This is a genomic window from Mycobacterium sp. NGS22, from assembly GCF_059813095.1.
Map to the genome: position 1 here is coordinate 25,642 of NZ_JCALDY010000004.1, position 13,107 is coordinate 38,748.

Annotated in this window: 10 protein-coding genes; 1 reads left to right on the top strand and 9 read right to left on the bottom strand. The window is 67.7% G+C overall.

From position 1 onward, the window contains the following. The first annotated feature begins 7 nt into the window (after positions 1-7). Positions 8-1,933 carry an ABC transporter ATP-binding protein/permease gene (locus AC5Y47_RS04705; RefSeq protein WP_499942423.1) on the top strand — a complete coding sequence of 642 codons (1,926 nt, stop codon included), beginning with the start codon at positions 8-10 and terminating at the stop codon, positions 1,931-1,933. A 27-nt stretch (positions 1,934-1,960) separates the two neighbouring features. Here AC5Y47_RS04705 and AC5Y47_RS04710 read toward each other — a convergent pair whose 3' ends face one another. The 9 genes from AC5Y47_RS04710 to AC5Y47_RS04750 form a co-directional block, all read right to left on the bottom strand. After that, positions 1,961-2,695 carry a hypothetical protein gene (locus AC5Y47_RS04710; RefSeq protein ID WP_499942425.1) on the bottom strand — a complete coding sequence of 245 codons (735 nt, stop codon included), beginning with the start codon at positions 2,693-2,695 and terminating at the stop codon, positions 1,961-1,963. Positions 2,696-2,758: 63 nt separating this feature from the next. Continuing rightward, complete coding sequence (locus AC5Y47_RS04715) at positions 2,759-4,498, bottom strand: asparagine synthetase B family protein (protein WP_499942426.1); 1,740 nt, start codon at positions 4,496-4,498, stop codon at positions 2,759-2,761. 9 nt (positions 4,499-4,507) lie between these two features. Next, positions 4,508-5,017, bottom strand: coding sequence for a hypothetical protein (locus AC5Y47_RS04720; RefSeq protein ID WP_499942428.1), 510 nt, complete (start codon positions 5,015-5,017; stop codon positions 4,508-4,510). A gap of 12 nt (positions 5,018-5,029) precedes the next feature. Further along, positions 5,030-5,848, bottom strand: a complete 819-nt coding sequence (locus AC5Y47_RS04725; protein ID WP_499942430.1) for a hypothetical protein — start codon at positions 5,846-5,848, stop codon at positions 5,030-5,032. Next, positions 5,833-6,858 carry a hypothetical protein gene (locus tag AC5Y47_RS04730; protein ID WP_499942431.1) on the bottom strand — a complete coding sequence of 342 codons (1,026 nt, stop codon included), beginning with the start codon at positions 6,856-6,858 and terminating at the stop codon, positions 5,833-5,835. The genes AC5Y47_RS04725 and AC5Y47_RS04730 overlap by 16 nt, the downstream gene beginning before the upstream one ends. 213 nt (positions 6,859-7,071) lie before the next feature. Beyond that, complete coding sequence (locus AC5Y47_RS04735; RefSeq protein WP_499942432.1) at positions 7,072-8,565, bottom strand: FAD-binding protein; 1,494 nt, start codon at positions 8,563-8,565, stop codon at positions 7,072-7,074. Next, on the bottom strand, positions 8,562-9,062 hold the full coding sequence (locus AC5Y47_RS04740) for a VOC family protein (RefSeq protein ID WP_499942434.1): 501 nt from the start codon (positions 9,060-9,062) through the stop codon (positions 8,562-8,564). Before AC5Y47_RS04740 ends, AC5Y47_RS04735 begins: the two co-directional genes overlap by 4 nt. Positions 9,063-9,174: 112 nt before the next feature. Further along, positions 9,175-9,867 carry a TetR/AcrR family transcriptional regulator gene (locus AC5Y47_RS04745; protein ID WP_499942435.1) on the bottom strand — a complete coding sequence of 231 codons (693 nt, stop codon included), beginning with the start codon at positions 9,865-9,867 and terminating at the stop codon, positions 9,175-9,177. Between the two features lie 68 nt (positions 9,868-9,935). Then, positions 9,936-12,833, bottom strand: a complete 2,898-nt coding sequence (locus AC5Y47_RS04750) for a PE family protein (protein ID WP_499942437.1) — start codon at positions 12,831-12,833, stop codon at positions 9,936-9,938. Between the last annotated feature and the right edge of the window lie 274 nt (positions 12,834-13,107).

A 13,107-nucleotide genomic window follows, 5' to 3' on the forward strand; every position in this document is an offset into this window, starting at 1 on the left:
AACGCCTGTGGGCTCTGAGCCGTTCAAACCGTCGAGGGACTGGTCGCAGGAGCTTCCGAATTCGCTGCGCTGGCTGGCCATCGCGTGGCTCATCAGCGCGGTGATCGTGCTGCTTGCACTGGTCCTGCTCAGGTTCTGCACCCCGTGGGGCCGGCAGTTCTGGCACATCACCCGCGGGTACTTCGTCGGACGCGACAGCGTGCGCGTCTGGCTGATGCTCGGCGTGCTGCTGCTCTCGGTGCTGCTGTCAGTACGGCTGGACGTACTGCTGAGCTATTTCACCAACGACATGTACTCGGCGGTCCAGACAGCCGTCCAGGGCATCGCGACCAACGAGAAGGTCCCCCGGGAGACCGGCATTCACGGCTTCTACGTTTCGCTGGGCATCTTCACCCTCCTGGCGGCGCTGTGGATCGCCCGATCGGTGATCGACATCTATCTGCTGCAGCGCTTCGTCATCGCGTGGCGCGTCTGGCTGACGGACCAGGTCTGCGAGGACTGGTTGACGGGCCGCGCCTACTACCGCGACCTGTTCATCGACAACACCATCGACAACCCGGACCAGCGGATTCAGCAGGACATCGACATCTTCACCGCGGCCAACACCACCGGCGTGCAGAACATGCCCGCCAACGGTTCCACCTCCACGTTGCTATTCGGGTCGGTCAACGCCATCGCCTCGGTGGTCTCGTTCTCCGGCATTCTGTGGCATCTGTCCGGACCGTTCGACGTCTTCGGCCTCTTCGTATTGCCGCGCGCAATGTTCTGGGCCGTGCTCGTATTCGTGCTCATCGCTTCGGTGGTTGCGTTCTGGCTGGGCCGCCCGTTCATCGGGCTGAGTTTCAACAACGAGCGACTGACGGCCAGATTCCGGTACGCACTGGTCCGGTTGCGCGATGCTGCGGAGGCGGTCGGGTTCTATCGGGGCGAGCGCGTGGAGCGAGTCCAGTTGTGGCAGCGATTCACCCCGATCATCGCCAACTACCGCCAATATGTCCGCCAGTCCCTCATCTTCCACGGATGGAACTGGTCGATGAGCCAGGTGATCGTTCCGCTGCCCTGGCTCATCCAGGCGCCGCGACTGTTCAACGGCCAGATCAAGTTCGGTGATGTAACCCAGACGGCGTCGGCTTTCAGCCGGGTCTCCGACTCGCTGTCGTTCTTCCGCAACACCTACGACGGCTTCGCCCCGTACCGCGCAGCGATCATCCGCCTGCACGGGCTGGTCACCGCCAACGAGAAGGGCCGCGCTCTTCCATCGGTACTGACCACACCGAGTACCGACGGGTCGGTGGAGTTGCACAACGTCGAAGTCCGAAAGCCCGGCGGCGAGAGCTTGATCGACCCGCTGGACGTTCGGCTGGAACCGGGCCAGTCGCTGGTGATCACCGGACAGTCCGGTTCCGGCAAGACGACGCTGTTGCGGGCCCTCGCCGAACTGTGGCCCTATGCCTCGGGGTCGCTGCGCTGCCCCGGCGGCAGCAACGACACGATGTTCCTGTCCCAGTTGCCCTATATGCCGTTGGGCGATCTGCGTGGCGTGGTGTGTTACCCGAATGACCCGCATGCCGTCTCCGACGCTCAACTGCACGAGGCGCTGAGCAGGGTCGCCCTGGCGCCGTTGAACACCCGCCTCGACGAAGAGCGGGACTGGGCCAAAGTCCTTTCCCCCGGAGAGCAGCAGCGGGTGGCGTTCGCGCGCATCCTGCTGACCAAGCCCAAGGCGGTCTTCCTCGATGAGGCCACCTCGGCGCTGGACCCGGGTCTGGAGTTCGCGCTGTATGAGTTGGTACGTGCCGAGCTTCCCGAGTGCATCGTGGTCAGCGTCAGTCACCGGCCCGCGGTCGAGCAGCATCACCAGCGGCAGCTCGAACTGCTCGGCGAGGGACGGTGGCGGCTCGGGCCGGTCCTGGAGAAGCCCGCCGAGGTCTGATCGCTCGTAGCTGATCGTCGCCTGCGCTCACGGACCGGTGCGCGGGCAGGTGCGGGCCGGAGGTCGTGAGTCGGCCAGGAACACGGTCTGGGCGGTCATTTTGTAGCCGGACATGCGTTCGCGGAAGATCTCGATGGATTCCTCGGGGTGGACAGAGTCGATCACGGCATGAGGGCCGATGGCGTTGAACTGGTGGCTGGTGCCGCGGGGGATCTGCATGTCGACGAACGAGCAGGGCGGGACCACGAGGTTGTAACGGATCCGGCGGATGCCACGCGGGGGTTCGGGCAGGTCGTCCTGAAACTGGTTGGGATGGAACGGGGTTACGCCCGCGATGTCGGTGACGTCGAAAGGTGAGAGGCTACCGACACGGATCTGGGTGTTCGGGCCTGTCATCATGCGGACCAGTCGCAGCCCGGTGTGCAGGTGCATGCGCGAGCAGATGCCGCGGTCCTCAACGTCGTAGAAGTCCATCAAATAGCGGTCGGCGAAGTACCCGTCGAAGGGCTTTTCGATCATGTACACGTCGCCCTCTTCGAATGTCTGCGAGCGCACGATGCCGTCCACATCCGGCGTGGTCGCTGCGCGACTCGACTTGGCACTGCGGACGATTCCCGAGAAAGCCTGCACGACCGCGAGGGCGACGTCGGCCGGGAACTGCGCCACCGGCGTCACGACATTGCGTGCGGGGTCGACGAACTCGGCGACATCGTGGATCTCGTTCTCGTCGTCGGCCGTAGTCTTGATTCTCGGTTCGGGCATGCGACACGAACTCCTCAGTGTGTCAATCGGTTCTGTCGGCAGCGGTGCGAATTCATCACGGCCTCACGGGTCTACCCCGAAGGAACGTAACCACAGCTCCAGCGACAGCAGCAGCCACAACTTGCCGCCCTGGCGCGGCAGCAGCGCACCCTGACCGCGAAGCCAGGCACGGATGGTGTCCTCCCGGAACAGGGCCCTGGCCCGTGTCGAGCGACCGAGCAGCAGGTCGTGGCTGAGGTCGCGCAGCGGACCGGCCAGCCACTGCTGCACCGGAACTCGCATCCCGCTTTTCGGGCGATCCACGATCGTGGCCGGAAGCAGGTCGCGCACCGCCTGTTTGAGGATCCACTTTTCGACTGTTCCGGCCAGTTTGTAGCGCGGAGGCACACAGAAGGCGTGGTCGATCACCGCTCGGTCGAACAGCGGCGCACGCCCCTGGACACCGGCAGCAGTTGTGATGCGTTCCACCTTGGTGAGAATGTGATGGGCACCCTTGGTGCGCAGATTCGCGTGCAGCAGCTGGTTGAGCAGGCTACGCATTGGGCCCTGCCGCAGGTAGGGCATGAAAACCTCGGTGAGCGGCGGCGCATCGGTGAGTGCGGCGAGCGCCTCTGGGCGCAGCAGCACCGGCAGGTCCGCGTAGCACTTGCGGTAACTGTCGAGGTATGCCTGCGCGCGAGCATTCGGGTCGGGATCCTCGCGAGCCAATTCGAAGATCAGCATCGGCAGGTTTTTGGGGCCGCCGAACACCGGATCTCCGCCCTCGCCGTTGAGCACCACCGTAGCGCCGTCTGCCGAAACGGCTTCGGCGAGCATCAGATTCGGGACAGTCAGGGGGTCTCCGACCGGACTGTCCAGCAGCGCAACCGTTTCCGCGAGCCGGGCCGCGACCGCCTCGCCCGAGACCGTGAGCACGCGATGGCGGGTGTTGCAATGCGCGGCAACCAGTCCGGAGTACCCGAGCTCGTTGGGCGCATGACGCCCGAAACTGATGGAGTAGGTGTGCACGGTATGGTCGTGCAGTTTGGCGGCAAGAGCCGTGACCAGGCTGCTGTCGATCCCGCCAGACAGCAACACCCCGACGGGCTCCCCGGGTGGCAGTCGCCGGGCAGTTGCATCCTCGAGCAGCGTGCGCAGTCGTAGCGCGTGAGCGTCGCTCGGCCTGCTGTCAGGGACTTCGCATGGCTCCCAATACGTTTCCTCGGTGGATGAACCGTCTGCGCGCAGCCGGACGCAGCGCCCCGGCAGCACCTCGGCGACATCGCGGAGCAGCGTCTCGCGCCCCGGCAGGTAGGCGAAGCTCAAAAACGACTGCACCGCAGGAAGATTCAGACCCGTCCGAAGCTTAGGCCAGCGCGCGAGCACTCGCAGCGACGTCGAGGCACACCAGCTATCACCCGCCTTCGCATAAAACAACGTGCGAGCACCCACATGGTCGCGGACCAGCAGCAGCTCGGCTCCGTCAACGATGGCCATGGCGAACATGCCCTCCGCGGCAGCGATTCCGTCGAGCCCGAAGCGGGCGTAGGAACGCAGTAAGAGTTCGCCGTCGCTACAGCTGGGCGAGGGCGCGTCGGCACCGAGGCGGGTGCGCAGCCGGTCGATGTTGTGTAGCGTGACCTCTCCGACAGCGACCAGAGCGCCCCGGCCACGAGGATTGGTGCGGTACGGTCCTGCAGCCGCACCCGGGCCGCCGACCAGACCGAAGGCATAGTGCCCGGTCACCGCTATCGGGTCCGCCCCGACAGCGCGAACCTGGCCGTGCAAGTCGTCCGGGCTGAAAAATGCACACCAGCGAGACATCTGAGCACCTCAGCCGAAATCGCAGCCGTCGGCCCAGCAGTCCCCATCGAAGCCGTCGTCGCCCCAGCCGGCAACGCTCGTATCGTCCCAATCCCCTCCGCCCGAATCCCGCGGGTCTTTGGCCCCCTGCGTGCGCAGTTCTTCCTCCTGCGCCGCGGTCAGGCTGTACGGCGGCATCGCCAACCCGCCGAGCAACACCCCGCCCGCCATTGCGGCCAAGATCGTGCCGAGCCGCCCACCGAACGACGAGCGATTCACGGTGAGAATGCCGTCGCCCCAGAGAGTTCGGCCATATCCACCTTCACGTCCGTAGATCACCCTTCCGTCGCGAAGAGTTCGCTTGACCAGCTTATGACCCAGTGGTTCGTCGGTGCCCGAGTTGCCGCTGTGGTCGTGCCACTGCACTGACCCCGCAGCGGATCGCCGCCGCCACTCTTGGCGCCCGTCGGAGTACTGCCGATGCACGGTGCCGTCGCTGAGCAATTCATCGGTGTAGGTGATTTGCCGGTACGGCGGCATCCAAAGCCCCTCTCATGCGGCCGGCCAGGTGAGGAAGCCCGTTCCGCGGACGCGCTGCACCTCGGTGAGAAATGTTGGGGGCGAAGGTACTTCGCGCACCAGACGGTGCACGCTGCGTAGCAGTGATGCCGGGTGCACCGCCTCGAGGTGGGCGAATCGGCCACGTCGCAGCCAAGCACGCTCCCACACGGTGACCGCGACCTCGACGGGCTCCGGACGGCCCCGGCCGTGAAAAACGTGCAGTCGGCCTGCATGGTGCGGCCGCAGACCGAGCGGGACCACCCGCGCGCCTGCGGGAATATCGGTGAGCTCGGGGATTCGGGCGGGGAAGGCGAGTCCCCGCGGGCTGGCGTCGTGCACCACATAGATCGCCGCCCGCTCAGCTCTGGCGAGCATCTTCGCAACCCGCGGATCGAGCGGCAGCTCGGCTGCCCCCAGCACCGGACAGGCCAATTCCATCGCTAACCCGTTGGCGCGCAACATCTGCGCGACCGGGTCGGACTCGCAGACCAGCAGTCGCGACAGACCGTAGTCGAACAGGTCTGGTTCCTGGGTGTGCCGGCCGGCGGGTCCCGTACGGGGCGGCGTTGGCCTGAGCAGCCCGGGCACCTCGCCGTGGCGGTTCAGCACCTCCTGGAACGCGCGGTAACTCACTGGTGGGGCGAGGGTGAACGCAGGCCGGTGTGGCAGTCGTTGCGCCGGAAGCGCCAGTCGGCAAAGTTCGTAGTAGAGCTGACGTTCGGTGAAGCGCAGTCCAGCTGGTGCGCCCGCCCGCTGGGCCGCGATACGCACCAGGCGGCCCAGCACCCGGTCCCTCACGACGCCGGCCACGTGAGAAAGCCGATCGCTTCGGCACGACGCTGGTCGGAATCCGACGCTGCCCCGATTTGCTGCACCGCCCGATCCACGGCGGCGAGCAGTTTGGCCGGTGGAACCGCAGCGATCGGCGACCACCACCCCTTGGCCAGCCAGTCGATTTCAGCCTGCGTTAATCCGTCTCGGCGCAGGCGAGCCAGATCCTCCGGCGCCGGTGCAGCCTCGCGCAGCCGCAGTGAGGACCGGCTGGCCAGCACCGTTCTCGGTGCCAATCCCGCCACAAAAGCTCGCGGTCCCAGGGTTGCGCGGGCGGAGTCCGCGAACAGCAGTCCGTCCAGGCTCGCATCGTGTAACACCACCACCGGGATCTGCGGGGGAATATGTTCGATGCGGCCCGCCAGCATGATGGCCCGAGTGCGTGATACGTCATTGGCGGCAAGGCAGGTGCGCACGGACAAGTCTGGACACAGCAGCGCGAAGCGAGGGCGCTCCACCGGCGGCGGCAGCGGCGCGCGCGAATCCACTTCTCCCCGCGGCGGTCCGCCGTACACCTGCGCCCACCGATCTTCCACTTTCTCTTCAAAGAGTTCGAAGCTGACCGGCATCCGGATCCGCGCGCGGAAGCGGTCCGAGATCGTCGCCCGTATGGTCTCGTCGCCGAGCACCATGACCACGGCGGCGACGAGCGCGATCACGGCGACGGCGATGAGCACGACCAGTGGGCGCAGGCCGGTAACGTCAGCGATCTTGAACGCGATGAGGGCAAGGCACGCGACCACGACCGCCGCGTATCCCAGAGCCTTGGGGACGGCATCGAATCCGGAACAGGTACCACGCACTTTCGTCCGGCCGGCCGCGTACCAGAGTTGCTCCGGCGTGTAGCGCAGACCGCGCCCGGCACTTAACCGCTCGGCCAGCTTGCGAAGCCTCACGTCGTGCAGCCTGAGCGGGCTTGTCTTGGGTTCAAGTGCGAACGACCGACGACACTTCGAACAGCGCCGCCCGGAGCGTTCCTTGTACAACACACTTTGGCGACAGTGCGGACAGATCACGATTCATCGACCCTGGTTGGGGTTGCCTGGCAGGTGTGCCTCAGTGTCGCACGTAGCGACGAGGAATTGTCGAAATCTGTGATCGGGGTGTTTCAGGCGACCTCCGTTTCGGTTGATTCGGAGATGGTTCGAGCAGTTTGCCTTGCTGGCAGCGGCTTGTGCACGCCGCTCCGGCGCTGAGACTGTTTACCGCGCCTGCGAGCTCGCCGCCGCGTGGGCTCCGGCGCGGCGCCCGAAGAACGACCCCTCCCCCAGCTGCGTCCCGCTGGCATATCCCTTACCGTCCTGGGCGATGTTGGCGGCACAGGCCCCGGCGGCGTAGAGACCCGGGATCACGCTGCCGTCGGCGCGTTGCACCTCGCCGTCCAAAGTGACCGCCAGACCACCGATGGTGAAGCCGGAATACATCGCCCGCCCCAACGAGAGATCGAACACCGCCCAGGGTCCCTTGTCTTGTGGCGCAAGGTATTCCGGTTGCTTGTGGAAGTCGGGATCCGCACCGTCGGCGGCGAGCTCGTTGTAGCGCTGCAGGGTCGCCGCGACGCTGCCCGCGGGGATCTCCAGCGCAGTCTCCAGCTCCTCGATCGTCTCGTAACCGTCGAGGAATTTGATCAGCGGCATCTCGGGCATCTGCATGTGCGCTTCGTCGACGATCAGGTACGCCGTTTGCTCGGGCTGTTCCAGCACGAACGCCGACGTACGCGAGTGATAGGAGTCTTCGGCGACGAACCGCTCGCCCTCCTTGTTGACGATCACACCGGTCAGCAGGATTTCCGGCGGGTACGCGGCCGCGGTGATGAACAACTCGTCCATGTGTTTGGTGGCTCCGCCGGCCGAAACACCCATCCGGATGCCCAGGCCGTCGTCGTTCGGGTTGCCCAGGATGTAGGGCGCCACCAAGCCATGGTGTTTGGTGCGACGGGGTTGTCCCAGTGCCGGGGTGTGCTCGGCGACCATGTCGTCGTTCATCGCGAAACCACCGGCGGCGATCACGACCGCCTTCGCTTTTATCGCACCGGTCTCGCCGAAGTGCTTCCACATCACGCCGACCACCGCGCCGTCGTCGTCCACGATCAGGTTGGTCGCGCCGGTTTCGTAACGCAGTTCCACAGCCAGTTCGTCGGCGCGTTTGACCAGCAGATCGATCACCATTGCCGCGCCGCCCAATTCACCGGGCACCGGCACGGAATGCCCGCGCGGTGCGGGCACGGCCCGCTCGCAGAACGGCCACACCTTCTCGTTGCCGGTGTAGCTCAAACCCTCGGTGCCCGGCGGGACGACCACCTTGCCCGGGTAGTAGCTGCGCTCGAACTGAAAGCCAAGGCCCTCAAGCCAATTGAAGTGTTCCACGCTGTCGTCGCAGTACGCCCGAATCTTGTCGAATTCAGGCTCACGGGATACCGCGACCAGATATTTGTACATCTCTTCGGGTGAGTCGGCATGCCCGGTGGCCTCCTGCACCGCCGTTCCGCCGCCCAGGTAGAAGTGACCACCCGCCATCGAAGTGGTACCGCCGGCGGCGGCCGCACGTTCCAGCACCAGCACCCGTGCGCCGACCGCCGCGGCCGACACGGCCGCGCAGCCACCCGAGATGCCGAAACCGATGACCAGCACGTCGGTTTCGTCCGTCCAGGACTCCACCGTGTCCACGTTGACGGTTGCCGGGATGTCGGTACTCACCGCTGCTCCTGTTTGATGTAGTCGTAGAACGCTCTGATTTCGGGCGAGAGATACGCGATCTCCAAGTACGGCACGCCTGCCTGCGGCGCTGCCACATAGGCGAATTGGAGTCCGCCTGCCATCACCCCCTGTTGCACCACCGGGGCGTTCTGGCGGACAGCGTCGGCGAGTGCGGCGTCGAATTGTTGCGGGCTTTCGGCTTCGACGCAGATGTGATGCAGACCCGGGCCGTGATCGCGCAGAAAGTCGCTATAGACGTTCTCTCCGCGGACCGGGGCGATCAACTCCAGCTGCATGTCGCCGAGGTAGCTCAGCGATATGTGCGCCACGAAGTCCGCCGGCTGCCCACGGTAGCTGCAGACGTCCGGGGCGAAATGGACGTCGGGGATGCGGACCCACTTCTTCACGCCTAAAAGCCCGGTGAGAGCCTTTTCGGTGGCGTCGAGGTCCGTCGTGACCCAGGCGATCTGGATAGGCGACTGAACGAGAATGTCCATCGCCTGGAAGGATATCCCAGTGCCCGACTCGCCGGTGCGGCTCGCTCGGGGTACGGAAAGTCTTTGCCGGGATGCGCGCCGGGTGGTGCCCCGGCGCCTAGATGAACATGTTCTAGTTTCGTTCAGCGCTGCCCAGCATGCCGACCAGCAACCGCACCTCGGTGTCGAACACGCTGCGGGGATCGGTCAGCGTGTCGGCGCCGTACTGGCCGAACACCTCCAGGCTGACCGCGCCCACCACCGCGGCCCAGAGCAGGAAACATTTGGCCATCACGCGGTCGTCACCGGGGAATCCGAAACCGTCCCGAATCCGGGCGAAGTCCGCCGACACCGGTTGCGGCGCAGCATCGTTGGTGAGCATGATGTCGCCGGTGGTGATACCTGCGGCGAGCGCGTCGAACAGGTCGGCCACCACCCGCGTGCCGACCGTCGTGGTGCGCGTCGGTGGTGCGTAGCCGGGCGTCGGACTGCCGTAGAGCAAAGCCCACTCCGCCGGGTGCGCTATCGCCCACTCGCGCACCGCATGGGTGATGACGAGGATGTCGTCGCTCCACAGATCGTTGTCGGATTCGCGGCGGGCGCGCTCCACGCTGTCGGCCATCTCGTCGTAGGCATCACCGAGCAGCAACGTCAGCAATTCGTCGCGACTGGATACGTACCGGTAAAGCGCCGAGGACACCATGCCGAGTTCCCGGGCGATCGCCCGCAGCGACAGTCCGGCGACACCATGCGAAGCCAGCTGCCGACGGCCGAGTTCGATGATTCGGGTCTCGGTGTGGTCCCGTGCATCCTGGCGTTTGCCCACCCGGATAAGTCTGACACGACCGAGATCGGTGCTCTCGGCGTTCGCGTGATTCCTGCGAACAACAGGCGTCAGGGGGCAGGCGTTCCGTCGTTGCCGGTGGCGCCCGGGGGACCTCCGAGTGGGCCTCCACTGCCGCCCGCACCGCCGAATCCGCCGGTGGTCACGCTGAAGCCGGATGCGTCACCGCCGTCACCGCCGTTGCCGCCACTGGCCAACGGTGCAGTGCCATCGCCGCCGTCACCTCCATTGCCGCCGGTGGCGGCTGCAAGGGACGGGTCCCACCAGCTGTTTGCATCGCCGCCGCGGCCCCCGGCGCCGCCGCCCGTGCCCCCGTCGCCACCGTCGCCGCCGCGCCCACCGGTCGCCGTCCCCAACGAATCGGGGTCGTCGATCGACGCCTCGCCACCGGCACCCCCGTCCCCGCCGGTACCGCCAGTTCCCCCGTCGCCGGCGGCGCCACCAGCACCGCCGGTGGCGTCACCGGTTCCCGAGCTGCGCGCAGATCCGCCGGCACCGCCGTTTCCACCGCCCGCACCGCCGGTGCCGCCGAGAGCGCCACTGTGGCCGGTGGCGTTCCCGGCGCCCTCGGTCTGCGCGTCACCGCCGGAGCCGCCCGCGCCTCCGCGGCCGTCGACGCTGTTGCCGCCGATGCCTCCGGCGGCGCCGGTCGCGTTTGCCGCCGAGTCGGGGGTCAGGACTTGCGCATGGCCTCCGTCGCCCCCGGCGCCGCCGTCACCGACGGTTCCGGTACCGCCGGCGCCGCCGACGCCGGGACGCACGTTGCCGCGTCCCAGAGTCGCCGCGACACCGCCGTCACCGCCGTCACCGCCGGTGGTGCCGGCGCCACCTGCGCCACCGGCACCCCCAGTCGCCGTCGCGGGGGAATCGGGGTGCCCGGTTCCCGCGCTGCCCCCGTTCCCACCGTGCCCGCCGGTGCCCGTGGTGCCGCCGCCGGTGCCGGCAACACCCGCACCACCGAGGGCACTTCCGGTCCCGTAGGTGACGGCGTCGCCACCGTGACCGCCGGAGCCGCCGCCCGCAGTGCCCGTACCACCGATACCGCCGGCCCCGCCGACGACATCAACGAGCGAGCCGCCGTTGTCCACGTAGGCTGCACCGCCACCTCCGCCGTCACCGCCGGTCCCGGTGGTGCCATTGCCTCCGGCACCTCCGGCGGCGGCAATGACCTCGCCCGTGCCTTGGGTCAATGCGACGCCGGCGGTACCGCCGTGACCGCCGCTGGTCCCTGAACCGCCCGATCCTGCCTTGCCGCCGGTGGCGACGCCCGGCGACTCGGTGTTTTCTATCAGCGCGGATCCGCCGTCGCCGCCATTCCCGCCGACGCCGTCGGTGCCGCCGTCGGTGCCGTTCGCACCGGCACCGCCGGTGGCGTTCCCCGTTCCTTGGTGGTACACGTCGCCGCCGTGACCACCGGCACCGCCACCGGCAAGTCCGCTCCCGCCCTTGCCGCCGGCACCACCGACAGCGGCACCGGCCCCGGAATGGTGGGCCTCACCGCCTCGGCCGCCGGCGCCACCGGTACCCGTGGTACCGGCGCCCCCCTCGCCTCCGGTACCGCCGGTGGCCTTACCGGTGCCGTCGCTCTCCGAGACGCCGCCGGTCCCGCCGTCGCCGCCGCCGGTACCCGTTCCGCCGGTGCCGCCGGTCCCACCGGTTCCGGAATCACCCGCGGTGCCACCGCTACCGCCGCTGCCCGCCGCACCTCCCCGGCCGGCGGTCCCGCCGTCTCCGCCACGACCGCCGATGCCGGCGTCGACGCCGTCGCCGCCCTTGCCGCCGGTGCCGCCGATACCTCCGGTGCCGCCGTTTCCGTTGGTGCCTCCGTTGCCGGCGCCGCCGACGCCGCCCACACCCCCGATGCCGCCCTGGGTGCCGGCTCCGCCGTCGCCGCCAAATTCCGTCCCGGTGCCGCCGTCCATTCCGGTGCCGCCGGTGCCACCGGTGCCGCCGCTCCCGCCGGCGCCCATGCCGCCGGGCACCGCACCGCTACCGCCGATGCCGGCTGCACCTCCCTGACCGCCCTGGCCGCCGGTGCCCGCTCCGGATCCGGTGTCGGAAACACCCTGGCCGCCTTGGCCGCCCGTTCCGCCGGTGCCGCCGATCCCGCCGTCGCCGGCGCCGCCGCTCGCTCCGGCACCTCCGCCGAACAACCCTGAGGCACCACCGGCACCGCCGGCCCCGCCGACTCCGCCGGTACCGCCCTGACCGCCGGCTTTTCCGACGCCCCCGGTGCCGTTCTCGATACCGGCGACACCCGCTGCCCCGGCCGCGCCGGCACCCCCGGTGCCTCCGACACCGCCCAGCCCGCCCGCACCGCCAGCCCCGCCGGCACCCCACAGCATCCCGCCGTTACCGCCTGCGCCGCCGGTCCCTCCGGCGCCGCCCGTGCCGCCCAGGCTGCCTGTGGCGCCCAGCGCGCCGGTCAGGCCCGTCCCACCGGTGCCCCCGCGACCACCGTTGCCGAACAACCCGGCGTCGCCACCGCGTCCGCCGGCCTGCCCGGGGGCGCCGGACCCCCCGTCGCCGCCGTTACCCCACAGAATCCCGCCGGCTCCGCCGTTGGCTCCGGTCCCCGATGCGCCGTTGCTGCCGTTGCCCAGCAGCGGGCGTCCCAACAATGCCTGGGTGGGCGCGTTGATCACTCCGAGCACCAGCTGTTCCACGCCAAGCGTCTCGGCCGTCGCGTAAGCATCCGCGCTGCTGGTCAGCGTCCGCACGAATTGGTCGTGCAGTGCTGCGGCCTGGTTGCTCAGTGACTGATAACTCTGTCCGTGGACGGAGAAGAGGGCCGCGATCGCTGCTGATACCTCATCTTCGGCCGCGGCCAGCACCCCCGTGGTGGCTCCGGCGACCGCTCGATTGGCCGTGCTGACCGCCGAGCCGATCCCGGCCACGTCCGTAGCTGCCGCCGCAACGAACTCGGGGAATGCGATCACATATGACATGAAGAGAACCTGACTTTCTCTGGGTCGAAAACGTGTCAATAGGGACGGGGAACCGCTACCGCATTACACGGACAAACACGTGCTGAGTTGGTGTGGGAAACGACGAAACCTGGGTCGAGACGAAGACCGGTACATCTGGAGAATTGCGTATCGGATCGTAACTCCGCGACTCGGTACGCACTAGGTTTACCCGGAGATTGTTGCCCCTTGATTTGACCGTTGAAATGGTCTAAAGCAGGGTTTTTGAACTGCAGTTTCTTGCTCAAGACGCAAA

Coding starts and splice junctions, on each gene's coding strand:
- AC5Y47_RS04750 (WP_499942437.1), bottom strand. CDS start 12,833: ATGTCATATGTGATCGCATTCCCCGAGTTCGTTGCGGCGGCAGCTACG.
- AC5Y47_RS04720 (WP_499942428.1), bottom strand. CDS start 5,017: ATGCCGCCGTACCGGCAAATCACCTACACCGATGAATTGCTCAGCGAC.
- AC5Y47_RS04710 (WP_499942425.1), bottom strand. CDS start 2,695: ATGCCCGAACCGAGAATCAAGACTACGGCCGACGACGAGAACGAGATC.
- AC5Y47_RS04740 (WP_499942434.1), bottom strand. CDS start 9,062: ATGGACATTCTCGTTCAGTCGCCTATCCAGATCGCCTGGGTCACGACG.
- AC5Y47_RS04715 (WP_499942426.1), bottom strand. CDS start 4,498: ATGTCTCGCTGGTGTGCATTTTTCAGCCCGGACGACTTGCACGGCCAG.